This window comes from Pseudoalteromonas lipolytica (assembly GCF_900116435.1).
Lineage (GTDB): Bacteria > Pseudomonadota > Gammaproteobacteria > Enterobacterales > Alteromonadaceae > Pseudoalteromonas > Pseudoalteromonas lipolytica.
In genome coordinates this window covers 96292-112605 of sequence record NZ_FPAZ01000007.1, presented here as the reverse complement: position 1 = coordinate 112605, position 16314 = coordinate 96292, and the positions used below count along the sequence as shown (strand labels likewise).

At 40.1% G+C, this 16314-nt stretch carries 17 protein-coding genes; 9 read left to right on the top strand and 8 right to left on the bottom strand.

Going from position 1 to position 16314, the window contains the following annotated elements; translation table 11 throughout:
• Positions 1-33: 33 nt before the first annotated feature.
• On the bottom strand, positions 34-342 hold the full coding sequence (locus BM378_RS08890) for a hypothetical protein (RefSeq protein ID WP_036966705.1): 309 nt from the start codon (positions 340-342) through the stop codon (positions 34-36).
• A gap of 313 nt (positions 343-655) precedes the next feature.
• Between BM378_RS08890 and BM378_RS08885 the strand changes: the two genes are divergently transcribed.
• A complete protein-coding gene (locus BM378_RS08885) occupies positions 656-1657 on the top strand; it encodes a family 43 glycosylhydrolase (RefSeq protein ID WP_074989021.1) in 1002 nt (333 codons plus the stop codon).
• A gap of 55 nt (positions 1658-1712) precedes the next feature.
• On the opposite strand, the gene BM378_RS08880 is transcribed toward BM378_RS08885, so the two are convergent.
• A complete protein-coding gene (locus BM378_RS08880; RefSeq protein ID WP_081759701.1) occupies positions 1713-2525 on the bottom strand; it encodes a DUF2306 domain-containing protein in 813 nt (270 codons plus the stop codon).
• A 230-nt stretch (positions 2526-2755) separates the two neighbouring features.
• Here BM378_RS08880 and BM378_RS08875 point away from each other — a divergent pair, with 230 nt between their 5' ends.
• The 3 genes from BM378_RS08875 to BM378_RS08865 all read left to right on the top strand — a co-directional run bounded on the left by BM378_RS08875 (position 2756) and on the right by BM378_RS08865 (position 6376).
• Positions 2756-3886: a helix-turn-helix domain-containing protein gene (locus BM378_RS08875; RefSeq protein ID WP_227006805.1), complete on the top strand. Its 1131-nt coding sequence runs from the start codon at positions 2756-2758 to the stop codon at positions 3884-3886.
• Positions 3887-4310: 424 nt separating this feature from the next.
• Entirely contained in the window at positions 4311-5918 is a 1608-nt protein-coding gene (locus BM378_RS08870; RefSeq protein ID WP_051501728.1) for a sensor domain-containing diguanylate cyclase, read from the top strand.
• Between the two features lie 92 nt (positions 5919-6010).
• Positions 6011-6376 (top strand): pectate lyase family protein, encoded by a 366-nt coding sequence (locus BM378_RS08865; RefSeq protein WP_036966712.1) that lies wholly within the window; start codon positions 6011-6013, stop codon positions 6374-6376.
• A 57-nt stretch (positions 6377-6433) separates the two neighbouring features.
• On the opposite strand, the gene BM378_RS08860 is transcribed toward BM378_RS08865, so the two are convergent.
• The 3 genes from BM378_RS08860 to BM378_RS08850 form a co-directional block, all read right to left on the bottom strand.
• The gene (locus BM378_RS08860) at positions 6434-7582 is read right to left on the bottom strand and encodes a PA0049 C-terminal domain-containing protein (protein ID WP_036966715.1); all 1149 of its coding nucleotides are present in this window, start codon (positions 7580-7582) and stop codon (positions 6434-6436) included.
• Between the two features lie 126 nt (positions 7583-7708).
• A complete protein-coding gene (locus BM378_RS08855; protein ID WP_036969095.1) occupies positions 7709-8479 on the bottom strand; it encodes an AraC family transcriptional regulator in 771 nt (256 codons plus the stop codon).
• On the bottom strand, positions 8472-8918 hold the full coding sequence (locus tag BM378_RS08850) for a carboxymuconolactone decarboxylase family protein (RefSeq protein WP_036966718.1): 447 nt from the start codon (positions 8916-8918) through the stop codon (positions 8472-8474). Before BM378_RS08850 ends, BM378_RS08855 begins: the two co-directional genes overlap by 8 nt.
• 159 nt (positions 8919-9077) lie before the next feature.
• Between BM378_RS08850 and BM378_RS08845 the strand changes: the two genes are divergently transcribed.
• Together BM378_RS08845 and BM378_RS08840 are read left to right on the top strand one after the other, a co-directional pair.
• Positions 9078-9326 (top strand): hypothetical protein, encoded by a 249-nt coding sequence (locus tag BM378_RS08845; protein ID WP_036966721.1) that lies wholly within the window; start codon positions 9078-9080, stop codon positions 9324-9326.
• Positions 9327-9421: 95 nt separating this feature from the next.
• Positions 9422-9652, top strand: coding sequence for a hypothetical protein (locus BM378_RS08840; RefSeq protein WP_036966724.1), 231 nt, complete (start codon positions 9422-9424; stop codon positions 9650-9652).
• A 66-nt stretch (positions 9653-9718) separates the two neighbouring features.
• Here BM378_RS08840 and BM378_RS08835 read toward each other — a convergent pair whose 3' ends face one another.
• Positions 9719-11989, bottom strand: coding sequence for a TonB-dependent receptor (locus BM378_RS08835; protein ID WP_036966727.1), 2271 nt, complete (start codon positions 11987-11989; stop codon positions 9719-9721).
• A gap of 396 nt (positions 11990-12385) precedes the next feature.
• On the opposite strand from BM378_RS08835, the gene BM378_RS08830 reads away from it, so the two are divergent.
• On the top strand, positions 12386-12772 hold the full coding sequence (locus BM378_RS08830; RefSeq protein ID WP_051501730.1) for a hypothetical protein: 387 nt from the start codon (positions 12386-12388) through the stop codon (positions 12770-12772).
• Between the two features lie 292 nt (positions 12773-13064).
• On the top strand, positions 13065-14021 hold the full coding sequence (gene corA, locus BM378_RS08825; RefSeq protein WP_036966730.1) for a magnesium/cobalt transporter CorA: 957 nt from the start codon (positions 13065-13067) through the stop codon (positions 14019-14021).
• 67 nt (positions 14022-14088) lie between these two features.
• Here the strand turns inward: corA and dps are convergent, their stop codons facing one another.
• The gene (gene dps, locus BM378_RS08820; protein ID WP_036966733.1) at positions 14089-14607 is read right to left on the bottom strand and encodes a DNA starvation/stationary phase protection protein Dps; all 519 of its coding nucleotides are present in this window, start codon (positions 14605-14607) and stop codon (positions 14089-14091) included.
• Positions 14608-14855: 248 nt separating this feature from the next.
• Positions 14856-15275, bottom strand: a complete 420-nt coding sequence (locus BM378_RS08815; protein WP_036966736.1) for a CBS domain-containing protein — start codon at positions 15273-15275, stop codon at positions 14856-14858.
• Between the two features lie 218 nt (positions 15276-15493).
• Between BM378_RS08815 and BM378_RS08810 the strand changes: the two genes are divergently transcribed.
• Positions 15494-16309, top strand: coding sequence for a LytR/AlgR family response regulator transcription factor (locus tag BM378_RS08810; RefSeq protein WP_074989019.1), 816 nt, complete (start codon positions 15494-15496; stop codon positions 16307-16309).
• The last annotated feature ends 5 nt before the right edge of the window (positions 16310-16314 follow it).

The window sequence follows — 16314 nt, the reverse complement described above, 5'->3', positions numbered from 1 at the left end:
TAGCCCCTTGTAACCGGTATTATATTTTAACGATTAATCATCAGGCCCTTTTAGGGTAAATACTAAGTGCCTGCGCATGTCTTTTAAAATCACGCCTTTTTTTAGCATTGCGCCACTTAGGCGCTTTTGCCACGTTAATAATTCTGGGGTTGCAGCATCGAGTGTTTGTTGGTTTTCGAACTGAAAACAAAGCAATAATGAGCCAGGAAATAAGTGATATTCAACATCAAACCAGCATTGCACCATACCTTCAAGCTCTGCGCGGCCTTGAATTTCAAGGGCATCGGCAACGTTTAATACAAGCGCTTGTTGTTTTTGTTGTACTTTAGAAAGCTTTTTCATTTAAAAACCAAAATTCAGTCGAAAAAGAGATTATACCTAAGCTTTAACGAGGCCAACAATATTTTGCAGGATTAATTCGTTTTCAGAATAAGTGCGACTAATGGTTTGTTACTTATTCAGCAAAGAAGTTACTATGCTATTTATGTCGTTTAAGGTGGGCGCAGAGTCGAGAGTCGGTCATGCTTGTATCATTTATGAGGTCGGTCGCTTATCGACAATTCTTTTCACTGTTTGTTAAAAATGATGTTATATTTGTTTTCTTACTTAAAAGTAATAAAATAATACAAATTAAATTTAACGATCAGGTTTCAAGATGACATTAAAAACAAATAGCCCGTTAGTCGAGCAGCGTGCCGACCCGTTTGTACATAAGCACAATGATGGTTTTTATTATTTTACTGGCTCTGTACCAACCTACGACCGTATTGAACTTAGAAAATCACAGACTCTTGAAGGGTTAAAAGACGCAGAAACGTTTGATATTTGGTTCAAGCACGACAGCGGCCCTATGAGCCGTCATATTTGGGCACCTGAAATCCATTATCTTGATGGTAAATGGTATATCTATTTTGCAGCCAGCCAAGAAGACGATATTTGGGCATTACGTCCTTATGTTCTTGAGTGTAAAGGCCAAGATCCATTAAATGATGAATGGGTTGAGCTAGGTATGATGCAAGCAGCCGATGGCGACGATAAGTCATTTACCGATTTTTCATTAGATGCCACAATTTTTGAAAACAACGGCAAGCGTTACTGCTGTTGGGCAGAAAAAACGGGTGGTCAATTTGCTGCATCAAACTTGTATTTAGCGGAAATGGAATCGCCAATAAAACTAAAAACAACACAGTTTATGCTGACCACGCCTGACTATGATTGGGAACGTGTTGATTTTTGGGTTAACGAAGGTCCTGCCGTACTTAAGAATAACGGTAAAATCTTCATTGCTTTTTCTGCAAGTGCAACAGGTGCATGCTACTGCATGGGTTACATGGAAGCCGATGAAAACAGCGATCTGTTAGACCGCAATTCATGGACAAAAACGCGTATGCCGGTGTTTGAGACAAGTGTTGAAAAGAAAATATTTGGTCCGGGTCATAACTGTTTTACGGTGGCCGAAGACGATAAAACACCTCTGTGTATTTACCATGCTCGTGACTACGAACACGCAGTGGGTGAACCAAGTGTTGTGCCAAAAACCGACACGCGTCCGCTTGAAGAGATTGTTAAAGATCCACTCTATGATCCAAATCGACATGCTCGTGTTATGGAAGTTAACTATGACGAAAATGGCAGACCGTTATTTGCGTTGTATTAATGAGCATTACACTAAATTCAAAGCCACCTAATTAGGTGGCTTTGTTGTATTTATATTAAGCAACGATAGCGGGATACCAGCTTGCAAGGACTACGCCGAATAAACCGGTCAAAAATATCGCAGATATCAGTAACATTAAGCAGGCACAAGTGAGTGTTATTAATCTATGTGAGGTTTTTTTAGCTGCATATCTCACTAACTCGGCAATTAAAATAGGGAACACGTAGGAGCATAAACTAATAAAGATGACCGTCGGTCCGGTGAAAGTGGCGGTATCTATTCCCAGTGAACCAAATACGATAAACCATGCAAAAATCATCAGCCTAAAAAATAACACGCCGTTAGCAGCAAGGTATAAACGAATAGCCCATATTTGATGAGCATGGATATTACGCGCTCTAGCCGATTTTACTGCAAATATGCTCGATACAATGACCAATAAGCCTCCAAACATGGTGAGCGCATGCATCAGTGTATTACCAACAGTTCCCCTTACTATAATTAAGTACAATCCTGCGAGTGAAATACAACACGCCAATATAACAAACACATAGCCATTATAGCGGTGAAATGTTTTATATTTTGCTCTTAATGTGGGGATTAATTGCAAACTCCCGCCGATGATCATAATAACAGCCAGTAAAACATGAGCAGCGTACATGACGTTACCGGTCATATCATTTGCTATGTACGCTGTATTATTCAGGCGAGTCCACTGTGATATACCATGAGTAATACCTGTTACTGCATAACCGAGGATGAGGTAAGTCACAAAGCAGGTTTGCGCAAGGAGTAAGCAAATAAACCAGAGCTTTTTACTTGTTTCGAGTAGGTTAATAGGGGGGGGTGTTGTTGTATGGGGAGCCATGTCTCTTTCCATTTCACTTTTATAATGCCTCAAATATAAAGGGCTGCAGCTTAATTTCTTCTCAAATTCGAAATTTGAGCAATGAAATCGTGTTAATTTTTGCCTGTGTGTTGAATTAATTAGACACATTCACTAACAAAGTCTTTTTGCTAAGATGAAAGTTAGTTTGTAAGATACGTGTAACGCTCGATAATTGAATAAGCACACTCTTTTTAAAGGCATAAATGGCTATGCAAAATAATTCCTCCTATTACTTCCTTGTGATTGTTTGTATGGTGCTCATGCTGGTTAATGCATTAAAAAACGATAAGCAGCTTATTCATTATTTATTTGCGATATTTTGCGGCTCGCTGTGTATGGTGGGGGTGCAAAAGCTCAGCGCTCCTACGATTGGCGTCTATCACTATTTAATTGGATTATTTACGTGTGCAACGTGTAATGTTTCTTGGCTAGTATCACGAACATTATTTCGTAAAAGTAAGCCTATATCAGGTGTTCATATTGCAGTTGCAGTGTCTATTGCAGGGCTGATTATGTTCAACCAAACGTGGCATTACTTAGTCAGTATCGACGCTTTACCTTTCCCCGATAGCCAGCAAATGTGGCGTTTAAAGCAAGGCATGAATGAAATAACAGTTTTACTGTCATCCAGTATTCTTGTGCTGTCATTTTGGGAAGCATTGAGGGGCTATAAACAAAAAAATGAAAGCCAAAAATTACAGGCAATTATTTTTGCTAGTAGTTACGCTTTTGCGGTTTTTAATGCCAGCATTCTGCCTAAATTCCTGTTTAGTGAAGCCGATATCCAAGCATACGAGCCGTTTATCATTACTTCTTCTGCCTTATTAATTGTGTTAGCAATGCAGGTTGTCATGGTTTTACAAAGTAGAGATAAAACGCATTGCAGTAATCAAATTGAAAGCGAAACAAGCGATGAAGTGAATCGTGCTAAAGTTGATGAGCCATTTGAGCAAATGGATATATCACCAAAGCTCATTAAAGGGATAAACCAATTGATTAATGAGCAGCAATTATACCTACAAAGTAACTTAAAAATTTCAGATCTTGCGCAAGCCCTTTCAGTGCCAGAGTACAAAATAAGTCGCGCAATTCGACATTATTACAAAGTAGCTAACTTTAATTTATTTATAAATCAGTATCGGGTTAAGCATGCTCAGGCCTTATTACTAAAAGATGAAGTACGGCACTGGAGCATTTTGAGTATTGCATTGGAAAGTGGTTTTTCTTCTTTGGCTACGTTTAATCGTGTGTTCAAAAGCATCGTGGGCGTGATCCCAAACGAGTTTAGAAAACAAAATGATAAGGTGCAAAATTCAAGTTTACCTGAGCTTGCTGAGTAGATGAGTGAGTTTTTCCTCCTTTTATTTTTGTTGATTTTTTTTGCAATTATTTAATGCAAACGTGTTTATTCATTTAAAAAATACCCCCGAGTGTTCACCCAAAGGGCACTCATACAAGGCACTCATACAAGGCACTCATACAGGGCTTTTTAGTGCATTTAACGACGCCTTTTTCAGTGTATTTAACTACGTCTATTACAGTGTATTAACAGCTTTACGACGATTGTTTTTGTATGTTTAAGGCCAAAAAACTCCACGATTGATTACCTAATTTCAATTGTTACGTTCCCTTTTTCAAGGTCAAACCTTGATGGTTTGAACGCGTTTAATTTACTGATTTATTGCAACTTGATAAGCAAACACACGAAACAGCGTTATACTTTTTAATACTAATTTCGTTTTTTACAATTTGGCATACTATTTTATGGTGATAGGCACAAAACTCAGAAAGCAATTATTACTGGCTTTTACAGCAGCCTGCATCGCTATTCTTAGTGCGCAAACGATTATTCGGCATTTTTGGATATTGCCTACCTTTGAAATGATGGCTAAACAAAATGATCGGATAGACATCCAGCGAGTTGAATCTCAGCTTCAACAGCAAATAGATGCGTTATCGAAAATGGTATTCGATAGTGCAGCATGGGATAGCATGTACGATGCAGCCAAAAACCGCCGTACAGCGTGGTTCAACAATGATTATGTAATAGCGGATGCACTTGAGCGTTTAGACGTTAATGGCTGGTATCTTTACGACACCAACGCGACGATCATTGGCGGAGGAAGCTTTGATAATAATTATCAACCTTACTCACCAGACATACTCGAAGTACCCCAACACCTTTTAGACAATGATTTAATTATTTTACCTGAAGAGATCATCGCAGAGTCAAAAGCCATGACCTCTAAAATTCACTTTTTAAAAATTAATGAATTACCTGCGGTGACGGTTGCTTATAACGTGACTAAATCAGATGGAACAGGTTCTCCTGTTGGAACGCTATTATTGTGGAGCTTTATTGATAAAGAATTTATTGAAAACCTCACCCCTGGCTTAGCTGACGATATTACGTATTACCAAGGTGAAAAAGCACAGGCTTTAAATGCGTACATCACGTCGTTTTTTGGCCATGAAAATACCGTTAATACGCCGATAGAGCATGACAAAAAGCTTTATATAGGAGTGCAAGATAAACACGCTAACTTGCTATTTGTTTTGTCTATTCCAATGCGTGAACGCACCTATGATAGAAGTTTATTTGACAGTTCTTTGATCACGGGGCTGCTTATATCGGGCTCGGTATTTATGTTGTTTTATTTATATATTAATCAGCAGTTACTGCGGCCATTGTCAGAAATGTTTGTGTCGGTGAGCAGTGCGCTTAATCATAAAGATTTCACTGTGCGTGCAGAATATAAAGGCGACAATGAGCTTCATCAGTTAGGTCGGGGGATGAATGAGCTATTTATGCTAATTGAAACTCAGCGAGCAGAAATTAAAGAGCGACACGAAAAGTTAAGGCATATAAGCAACACCGATGCGATGACAAGCTTGGCAAATCGTCGTGCGCTGGATACTCACTTAGAAACGCTTGCGAATGACCCTGAGAATATAAACGAAAACGTGTCGTTGATCGTTGCTGATATCGATCACTTTAAACTTTATAATGATTATTACGGCCATGACCAAGGTGATAAAGCGCTTTGTAAAGTGGCTCAAGTTCTAAAAGCATTTACAAAACGAGGAACTGACTTTGTTGCACGTTATGGCGGCGAAGAGTTTGTTATTGTGCTTAGTAACACTGATGCGCAAGCAGCACTCGCTGTCGCTGAAACACTTCGTAAAGCAGTAGAGTCTGCTGCCATTGTGCATGAGGGGCGAAAGGACGTTAAATGTGTAACATTATCGATTGGCATTGCTAGTAAACCTGTATCACAGCAGTTTGACTCAAATACACTGTTTAAGCAGGCTGATGAAGCGCTATACCAGGCAAAAGCCCAAGGCCGAAATTGTTGTGTGTTAAGTCGCTAATTCTATAATCTTTATTGCTTTAATATAATTATAATAACACCCAAGTTTGCGCTAATCAGCATTGGTACACTCATTTATTCAGAAACTCTCATGTGACTGCTCATCACAATTTTTGGGATACAGCAGCAGGGCGAAACCCTAAAATAGATGGCTATAATTCACGCGTTCATATGTTTAATAATTACTGGAAAAACATTACTTATTTTGCAATAAGTGCGAGTGATGGCGCCGAAGTACTTGTTGAGAACAATTATTTTGAAAACTCAGCAAAGCCTCATTGGAATCAAGGCTCTGGATATTTTAGTGCCTCAGGAAACATTTACACAGGACGTTCAGCAACAGATCAATATCGTGATAGTGGTGCAACGGCCTTTAGTGATGTGCAGCTTTACCCATATCGATTAGACAGTGCAAATACTTTGGGTAGCCAAGTAGATGGAGGAACGGGCCCTCAATAGATTAAGAGCCCGTTATATTGCTCAGCGAATGTTTTTAACATGCGCTGAGCAAGTTTATTACAGTGCGACTAAGCTCTGTTCAAGCATGGCTTTTATTTGTGCAACGATTTTGGCTTCTGTTTCGGGCTCAAATTGTGCAATACGTGGCGTATGAATATGACCCGTTGGAATGTCTGAATTAAGCTCATCGCGTAGGCGAATACTCCGGTACGAAATTTCGTTTGATAGGTAGCCACCACCGCCACCTTTAACCGCAATTGCACCTTCAAGCTCTTTCAGTGATTGTGGTTCAAATGCTTTTTCAAGAGTGACCACTTTATGATTGTCGTTGATTGTGAATGGGCCTTTCGCTTTTTGCATATGCTCTACAGGTAGGCTGAAAGTCACAAATTCATTACCCGGCAATGGGCGGTCGTGAAGGTGTGATATTTTTGGTGCAGTTGCAGTACCGCCATACACTATATTCGCATTGTCTGGCGCAGTGACGCTACGGCGTTTACCCGGAAAGCGTTCAAGATCAAAATCTTTACTGCCCATGCTGATCGTAGCAATCATATCAACATTATTCAGCGCATAATATGGTGCAAGTAATGATTCAATAATACCTTGATCAAAGTCTTCATAGCGTACCGGCACCATTACCGTGTTTATTTCGGCACTAATACCTTGATAGCTAATCACTTGACCATCTAACATAAGCGCTGCCACACCCGATGGGTTACTTTGGTTAATGTTTTTATCAAGTAAAAAGGGATCAAAGCCGGTAATTAAGATCTTTTTGTCGGTTTTTTTGCTGTAATCAAGATCGGTGCGACCACGGCTGCCATTTTCAAGCATGATTAATAATGCGGTTTGTTCGCTGTCTGTGATGGCAAACTGTGGTTTGCTGGTACGCATCACTTTGCTTGAAAGGAGGCGTGCCCAATATAGTTCGCGGTCATCAAAGCTATTTGTTTTGCTGATACGTGCTTTTGTATTGCGCCAAAGTTGTTTTGAATAATCATCGATAAGATCACTTGCTTGCTGGTAGCTCGACACCGCCTGCCAGTCTTTTTCAAATTGCGCGACCTCTTTCGAAAAAGCAGCTAACACTGTTGGCATGGCTTTTGTCGCTTTTTCGATACGAAGCTCTTCAACAGTTAGCTCTGCTGCAAACGCAGTAAATGATGAGGCAATAAGGCTGGTAGCAAGTAAAACGTTTTTCATAGTTATCCTGTTAAGTTACAGCAAGTTTTTAGACTAAGTTAACTATCCTATGGATAAAAGCCCAGCGCAAATAAAATCGTTCAGTGCCGGTATTGCCTACATTCAGACAAAAAAGCGTGCGTGCAACTATCTTAGGATCAGTTTTGTTTGTTTACTCTGTGAGTCTGAAAGCAGCTTTCGGTACTTGGCAGGTGTAATGTGCATAATCGCTTTGAACTCTTTAATAAAATGCGGCTGATCGGTAAAGCCACACGCTTGCGCTATATCGGCAAAACTCATAAAAGGGTGATCTTTTATGGCTTGTTTGGCCATTTTTACGCGATAAATGCGTTCAAAATACTTAGGTGTTACTCCGCACTGGTTTTTAACTTGTCGTTCAAGTTGTCTTTGACTGAGTGGTGCTCGCTGATAGGCGGTTTCGAGTGGGGTTAAATTAATTAGGTTACGAATTAAGTGCTTAGAGTGCTCAGTTCCGCGATTAATCACTTTGGGTAGGGTTAAGTACTCGCTTAAAAGAGCCACAAAAGCACTAAGGCTTGGGTCTTTTTTAAGGCCTGTTGCTATTGTATTGAGTGACTCAACGTTAACTAAAGAATGTGTTGTGGCGTGCAGCTGCGGCAGTATTGTGGGATTAAAACGTATGCCGCAAAATCGTGCCTCTTTTGAAAAACTCAATTTTGATGCATGTGTCGATGTTTGCTGAAAAGCATAGGGTGGGGCGACTGGCTGATCATCAAGAAAAAGCTCACCAGCCACAGGAAAAATAACCCCAGTTGCCCCATCGCACGCGAGCCATTGGTCACCCTCTGAATGCGCCGAAGCACACCAGATAGCTTGAATAATTTCGGCTATGTCACCTTGTGGCGTCATGAGCTCAAGTGTTAAATGATTATTCATTAAACTCGACATCAGGTTTAAATGTTTTCACTATACGATTCCAGCTATTAATTGCATTAATGGCAACTGTTAATGCAACAAGCCCTTGCGCTGAAAATGCGTCAGTCAGTGTTTGATAGAAAGTATCATCAATTGGTTGTGCTTGTGTCAATTTTTCGCACAGTTTTAACGCAAGGCGCTCATGCTCAGTATAAAGCGGCATGTCTTGCCAAGCACTTAAACCAATAATGCGATTAGGTAATTCGCCATACTCGCGTGCTTGTTTAGTATGCATTGCAATACAAAAAGCACATTGATTAAGCTGCGATACCCTCAGTTTTATTAGCTCCCATATTGTTAAGCCGAAAGTCGCTTCGGCAGCATTTTTAATTAATGATTCTTGGTTAATAAGGTGCTTTATAAGCACGGGGCATGAAGAAAGATAATTAGCACGTTTCATAACGGTTCCTTAAATAACAATTTAGGGCCAGTTTAGAAAACGCATAGATTTAAATATTGCAAAAAAACGACATGTTTGAATGTTATTTGTCTACAGTCATTCGCACCCGATTTTTAATCCTGTTATGCTAGCTTTATTAGCAATCACTGAGTGTTTAAGATGATTAATGATAATGATGTAATCGAAACATTAGATGAATTAGAGACATTTTTACGTCTTGTCGAAAATGGTGGCTTAGGCCTTGAAAATGTAGCAGGGGTCGCCTTGGCTACAAATAACAGTGATGGTCGCCCATTTGTCGCTGTTCTTGATGATAATCATCAACTATTACTGGGTCGGTATGTTAGTCATGACGTATACGAGAACGGTAAAGATATGGTGCGATATGGCGTGAAAAAACCGCATTAAAAACGGGTTTTGTACCTATAATGTTGTGCTTTTATGCCTGTAGTATAATAATATGTTCTTATCGAGCGCTAAATTAATTAAAAAAAGGGAAGTATATGAAGTTTTTAAGTGTTGCTCTTTTAGCCGTGTTAATGACCGGTTGTGCGAGTTCAAGTGATGAACAAGCAAGTAATGATGGTTTAATTTGTAAAATGGAAAAGCCAACGGGTAGCAATATACCTAAGCGTGTTTGTCGTACTCCGGAACAAATTGCAGCAATGGAAAAAGAAGGCCGAGATGGCATTCGTGATATTCAACGAAATAGCACAAATACAGTGAGACTATAATCGCTGAATAGATTGTTTCTGAATCGAATTTATAAGGGCCACGTGTAAATACGTGGCCCTTTTTTGTTATAGTGCGGTGCGTATACCGAGGGCAATACTGCGACCTGGCTGCGGGGCTAAATATCGTAAATAGCTTTGATGTGGGCGTATTTCTTGGTTTGTTAGGTTGTCTATAGTTATAAACAGCTCATTATCAAATCCCAAAAGTGAATTTGCGTAACGCATGTTCATGCCCATACTGTAGTAGCTTGGTGATGCGTGTTCAAACTTTGCAAGCTGCTCTTGCGCTTTGCTGTGTTGGTAATCAATCGTGGTTTTTATATTTTCAAATTGCCAATGAATTGCTGCGCCATAGCTGTCGGCAGGCGTGCGAGGAATGCTATCTCCTTCGAGTCGACGGCGAAAATACTCTGCCTCTTGGGCTTCATCAGGGTTAAAAAAAGCCTCTGGTGTAAAAGGGTCATAGCTTCCGTCAAATTGATATACCGGTGTGTTTTTTGTTTCGTCAGCATACGCAGTAAAGGTGAAATCGCCTAAATTTTGCGTGTTGAGTGTATAGTTGAGCTCAACTTCGAAGCCTTTATTTAAGGTATCTGCTTGACGCCATTCTTTAACATACACACCTCCTCTGTATACTCCTGTGCTGCCTAGGTAAATATAATTATCGTAGTTATTTTTGTACCAACTCGCAGTCAGGCTTAGGTTGTCGAAGTGAAAACCTGTGCCAATTTCGTGCGCTTTATTCACTTCTTTTTCGAGGCTTGAATTACCTTGCTCTTCAATTAACAGTGCATAATGTGGGTTACTTGCATACAGTTCATTGATATCGGGGGCGCGCTCGGCATGGGTCGTACTTGCATCGACATACCAAAACGAAGAAATATCCCAATTTGCAGACAATGAATGATTAAACAGCTCAAACTCATTATCTTTTATGGCTGCTCCTTGACCTCGTCCGGGCTGATAGTGGTCGTTAATAGTTGGCGTGTAATTGACTTTTTCGTAACGTGCTCCAATTTGCAACGAAACAGGCCCAAGTGCTGCATCTTGCAGTATGTATGCACCTTGGCGTTTAGCGTTAATGTCGGGTAGGTAATTGTTTTTGCCACTGCCTTGTTTTTCACTCCTATCGACAACGAGTCCGAATGCACCAGCGAATTGTTCTGTAAATTGATAATTTAACGTTGGACTAAGTTGCCAGTTTTTTAAAACGAATGTGTTCACGCTGCTCTCGTCGAGATTTTCGTCGTCTAGCTGTTTTGAGTACACCGCTTTTATATTGAACTCATTTAAGTATGGATTAGCTGAAAAATGTTTTTGGTAAAGTGCATCAATACGATATTGAGATGAGTAAATACGAATATTTCCCGACTGTTCAGTCTGTTGTGCATCGTGTGAATGCACTGCTGGACGGGCTATGTGAACAAACCCCGGTATTGCCCTATTTGCGGAGTTGTAATTCACAGACATGCCAAATAACTGCTCATCGTCAAATCGCTGACTGCCACCAAAAGTTAAGTTTGTTTGGTAATAACTTGAATTGACTACTTTATTTTTAGAGTTAGCGAGTTGATGAGTAATTATTTGCTGCTCAATAGGGGTGACATCAACAAACTGAGTGCCATCATGCTCCCATGTCGGTCTTGCCAAAGAAACTTGGCATTGGCTTACCTGTTGGCTATTTAAAACCAACGAGTCCCAATTTGAGCAGTCTGCTGCTTTGCTAGTATGAGGAACTTTATAATCACTCTGCTCGCGATAAAGAAGGTTAACGTTATACGCAAAGTCGTGTTCTTGACCGCTTGCGGTGCCAAGCACAGAGGACGGGGCATTGTAGCCCGTTTGAATTTCAAGTTTGTCTTCTTTTTTAATACCTTGTTGTAAGGGAATACGGCCATCATTTATATCAACAATCCCAGCCATGGCTTCACCACCAAAAGGAATTGTTGCACGAGCGCCTTTAAGTACCGTGATCGATTCTGCAAAAAAAGGCTCAATAGGTATGAGTTGATCGTCGCTCACCGCTGACATATCACGAATAGGCATGCCATTACTGGTGATCAGTACTCGTTGGCCTCCTTGACCACGAATTTGTGGCCGACTTGCCGAAGAGCCGAAAAAACTGGCACTAACACTGGGTATTTGTGAAAGCGTATCACCCAATGTTGTTGCTTTTTGTTGCTCTAAAAGATCACCAGATAATACAGACTTACCTACAGCAACCTGGTTTATGGGGGAATAGTCTTTTATGTCGCTTTTTATCTCTATGTGTTCGATTTCATTTGCGTGCATAGATGAAGAGATACCTAAGCATAAAAGGGAGATTTTAAATTTCATTACTTTCTCTTTGTTATGTTACATCATAACAATTGTATTCTGTATCTAAATACGGTTCAAACAATTACGTTCATTATTAACTTAATTTTTAAGGGGCTTAAGTATAAGTGGGCTTAAGTAGGGGCGGTTAGAGTGCTCCACTTACTAGGGAGCACTGCGACGCTGAAAAACCTTGCTAAGCAACTGTTGATGGATATTTTCTACGAGCTTTTTTGCAAAGCACGATTGATTCGCTAATGCTTTTAAGTAAAGCACAGAGAATCAGATAAATGGTACAAAACACACCACGTCGCTATTAATTTAAGTCGACTTTTGCTTGCTTAAAATATCGTCATTACTATAAATTAAAGTGCCGATTAGTTTTACTATAAGTTGTCTTAAAATAAGGATAATCATATGACAGATAATTACACACCACCTGAAGCAAGCCTTGAAATTCCCACAGAGAATAACTCAGGACAAGGTAAGGTGGGCGAGTTACCAGAAGGCGTAAAGGGGTTTAGTTGGGGAGCGTTCTTTTTAAGCTGGATTTGGGCAATTGGCAACAGTACGTGGATAGGCCTATTAGCTTTAGTTCCTTATATTGGTTTTATTGTGTCTATTTACTTGGGCTTTAAAGGCCGAGAGATGGCGTGGCAAAACAAACGATGGGACAGTGTTGAGCATTTCCAACGTGTGCAAAAACAATGGTCATTTTGGGGTGTACTGATTGTTGGTGGCTTATTTATACTGGGTATCGTGGCAGCTATTTTACTTCCTGCGATGCAATCAAGTAGCTATTAAGCTTTATACTGACAAGTTTTGTTAATGCCAGCTTTTACTGGCTCAATATACCATTAGGATATTCGCTTTTTATAAAATAACACAGTGAACGGCGTCGATAATATTGAAGACTTTGTCAGTGCAAATAAAAATGAAGTAGAACAAATGCAACAGCTCGGTGCATAGCAATACTGCCATTATAAAGTTTAAAGCCCCTTTGTTGGGGTTTTTTTTAGCCTTAACAAATTGAGCATTGTTCATTATGACGAACAACTATAGTATTTCAGTAATTTGATTAATTAGGGCAGGGCGTATGTTACGATTTTTTTCTATTAACCAAGGTGTGATCACCGAAACTGAGCCAGCCCCCGATACACCTTTAGCAACCGCTATTAAAAATGCGCATTGGATAGACACCATTAATCCAAGTGAAGAAGAGCGCCAAGCACTTGCAAGCACATTAAATATTACGCTTCCTGCGGCGGATGATGTAGACGAAATTGAAGCATCATCGCGGTGTTTTATCGACCACGAAGGCTTGCATGTGCATGCATTGTTTATGTCGCCTAACGAAGGGCGTTTTAATACGGTGACGGTCGCATGTTTACTGCAAGATAACTGCTTACTAACGATTCGCGATGATGAATTAGCCGATTTTCGTTTATTGCGTTTACGTGCTCGCAAAGGGCAAGTTGCGTGCGATAACCCAAAGCAATTACTCGTGACTTTATTCGATCAAAAGGTCGAAAACCATGCAGATATGCTTGAAGATATGCATCATCAACTCGAAAAACTCAGTGCGTATGTGCTCGAAGAGGATGACTCAGATCTTGAGGAAGCAGTGAGCCGAATTTCTCGCCTTGAGGACAACAACGGTAAAGTACGTTTATGTTTAATGGATACGCGTCGCAACATTTCTTTTTTACTGCGTAATTTGGGAGTGCCCAGCGAAGACCGCGAGTCTCTGCGCGAAATTGTCCTCGATATCGATACCTTGATGTCTCACTGCACCTTTTTGTTTGATAAGGTGAACTTTTTAATGGATTCGACTCAGGGCTTTATTAATATCGAGCAAAACCAAATAATTAAGACTTTCTCAATCGCCTCAGTGGTGTTTTTACCTCCCACCGTGGTTGCCAGTATTTATGGTATGAACTTTAACTCTATGCCTGAGCTTAACTGGGCATGGGGATACCCGTTCGCGATTGGCGTGATGTTGTTGTCGGGTTTTGCCCCTTATTTATTTTTTAAACACAAAGGCTGGTTATAACGTTGTTTTAAAAAATAAAAAAGCCCAGCAGATGCTGGGCAAGGGGTCTTCGGATAGAAGGGAGGGTTTAACTTTTCAGTTCGCCCGTTGACGATTCGATGTGCGCACGAACAAACCACTGAAATTGCTCTAAGTCTGCTAATTGACCTGTGATCATATCTTCAGAAACTGGGTCAAGCTCGGCTAACTTTTCAATGGCTTGGCGGTGATCTTTATTCACCCCGTTATACACTTTATCAAGGGCTGACAAGTGGTCGGTTACGAGCCCTTTGCCAATTGAATAATCTTTCCAATTACGACGGTCGACAATCGATTGCGGTGTGCCTACGGGCACGCCACCCATAGTTGCAATACGCTCTGCGATAGTGTCGGTCATTTCTTGTACGGCACTTACTTGTGGATCAAGCATTTCGTGCACACCAATAAAGTTAGGGCCGACTACATTCCAATGAATGTGTTTTAAAGTGAGGTGTAAATCGATTAAAGCGACCATACGTTGGTCTAAAATAGCAATCGTGTCAGCGGCTGATTGGTTATTAACACCGGGTGCTGTGAATTCTGCGACTTTCGATGATGTGTTACTCATTACTCCTCCGAGTTTCTTTAAAAAGTTGTTCCATGATGCTTTCTGTAATGACCAGAAAGCGAAGTTATTTAAAGAGGAGCAAGCGTTGTACCAAAATTAATGATATTTATAAGTTTTTGTTTTTATTTATTTATTTTTTGTTTTGAGGTGGGTCGTGAGGTATGTGGGTTTAGCTTATTATGAAAACTCTGCACACTGAATGTAAAAAATTCAGTGTGCAGTGGAAGAAATAATTACTCGTTTATATATCAAGATAACAATGCAGCCGCTAAACGAACAAAGTCAGACGAGGTTAAAATACCTACTAGGTTATTGTCTTCGTCGACAACGGGCATACAACCATGACGATTCTCGACAAAGAATTTAGCCACCTCATGCAGTGGCTGCTTTGCAGAAATACTAGTGAAATCGGTTGCCATGATATCGGCTACTTTGGTTTGCTTTTCTTTTCGCTCGAGTGCGCTGGCGCTAAAGTTGGCCATAATGTTCATTACTTGGGCAATCATTATTTTCTGCGTGAGCATGCCTACTAAGCCACCGTGCTCGTTAATAACGGGAATGTGGCGGATGTTTTTTTCTTTCATTAAATTGTGGGCATCATGCAAGGTGTTGTGCGCACTAATCGCAAATGGGTCTGGAGTCATTAAGTCGGCGACGAGGTGTGTCATGGTTTATTCCCTACAAAGTAATTAATAAGGTATAAGTTTAGCTTTAATTGGGCTGAATACACTTTGTTCAGATCAAAGTTTTATTGATTGATGAAATTTTTTAGATCAGCAGTGACAGCCTGCCATTGTTACTTTCATTGCTTTTTAAATATAACTAAAAGTACTTTTTAACACGGCTGTATATTTGCTACTTTCTTAGAGCTTAAAAGGAGAAAGTTATGGCAATAAATAAATTATGGCGGCATCTCACTGAGCCTTGGCAGCGCGCAGCAGGTGCGTGGTTTGCTTTTTTTCTGTTATTCAATGCCTATTGCTTTTTTTGGCGTCACTATATTGGTGGCGGTCATTACCAATTTTTTGATTCACAATTATTTTGGTTAAAAGAGTGGGGAAGCTTATGTGTGCTTAGCATAGGAGTTGTTGCATTTTTTAATTTAAAAGCGCGCGTTAAAAGTAGAATTTACTTTTATCCTACGATGTTATTGATGAGCATCTCATTGATCATTAGCTTACGTATTTTAATAGATTTTGATTTTTATGGTTATGCGCTCGCAGCCTCGGTTACTCAGCTTTTTCCAAAATACTTCATTGCGAGTACTCTAGTATTAATACTGTGGCATGTTTTCACGGTACAAGCAGAGTCAACACCTGCGACGGTCCGACCTGAACACACTGAGCATTTTGAAAAGGCTGATTATATTGAAGTGAACCATAAAGGAGTCGCTAAAAAGCTGCCGTTAGCGTCAGTGGTTTTTATAAAGTCAGCAGGTAATTACTTAGAGATACAGACCGTTGAGAATCGTTACTTAAAGCGAGATACCATTAAACACCTATATTCTGAACTACCGTCTGACACATTTTGCCAAGTACACCGTAGTTATATTGTTAATGTTGCCCAGATTGCTGATTTTAATCTAGCGCTCAATAAGTGCAAATTGACGATGGCTGCAGGTTTTAGTGTGCCAGTGAGTAAGTCGTTTAAAGCCCGTGTATCTGATTTGCTCAGTGTCGAAGATTCATTCATCACAAAATAGGTGAT

Excerpts from the sequence above, each read along its gene's own strand:
- BM378_RS08890 (WP_036966705.1), bottom strand. The coding sequence starts at position 342 with ATGAAAAAGCTTTCTAAAGTACAACAAAAACAACAAGCGCTTGTATTA.
- BM378_RS08885 (WP_074989021.1), top strand. The coding sequence starts at position 656 with ATGACATTAAAAACAAATAGCCCGTTAGTCGAGCAGCGTGCCGACCCG.
- BM378_RS08880 (WP_081759701.1), bottom strand. The coding sequence starts at position 2,525 with ATGGCTCCCCATACAACAACACCCCCCCCTATTAACCTACTCGAAACA.
- BM378_RS08875 (WP_227006805.1), top strand. The coding sequence starts at position 2,756 with ATGCAAAATAATTCCTCCTATTACTTCCTTGTGATTGTTTGTATGGTG.
- BM378_RS08870 (WP_051501728.1), top strand. The coding sequence starts at position 4,311 with ATGGTGATAGGCACAAAACTCAGAAAGCAATTATTACTGGCTTTTACA.
- BM378_RS08860 (WP_036966715.1), bottom strand. The coding sequence starts at position 7,582 with ATGAAAAACGTTTTACTTGCTACCAGCCTTATTGCCTCATCATTTACT.
- BM378_RS08855 (WP_036969095.1), bottom strand. The coding sequence starts at position 8,479 with ATGAATAATCATTTAACACTTGAGCTCATGACGCCACAAGGTGACATA.
- BM378_RS08850 (WP_036966718.1), bottom strand. The coding sequence starts at position 8,918 with ATGAAACGTGCTAATTATCTTTCTTCATGCCCCGTGCTTATAAAGCAC.
- BM378_RS08845 (WP_036966721.1), top strand. The coding sequence starts at position 9,078 with ATGATTAATGATAATGATGTAATCGAAACATTAGATGAATTAGAGACA.
- BM378_RS08840 (WP_036966724.1), top strand. The coding sequence starts at position 9,422 with ATGAAGTTTTTAAGTGTTGCTCTTTTAGCCGTGTTAATGACCGGTTGT.
- BM378_RS08835 (WP_036966727.1), bottom strand. The coding sequence starts at position 11,989 with ATGAAATTTAAAATCTCCCTTTTATGCTTAGGTATCTCTTCATCTATG.
- BM378_RS08830 (WP_051501730.1), top strand. The coding sequence starts at position 12,386 with ATGACAGATAATTACACACCACCTGAAGCAAGCCTTGAAATTCCCACA.
- corA (WP_036966730.1), top strand. The coding sequence starts at position 13,065 with ATGTTACGATTTTTTTCTATTAACCAAGGTGTGATCACCGAAACTGAG.
- dps (WP_036966733.1), bottom strand. The coding sequence starts at position 14,607 with ATGAGTAACACATCATCGAAAGTCGCAGAATTCACAGCACCCGGTGTT.
- BM378_RS08815 (WP_036966736.1), bottom strand. The coding sequence starts at position 15,275 with ATGACACACCTCGTCGCCGACTTAATGACTCCAGACCCATTTGCGATT.
- BM378_RS08810 (WP_074989019.1), top strand. The coding sequence starts at position 15,494 with ATGGCAATAAATAAATTATGGCGGCATCTCACTGAGCCTTGGCAGCGC.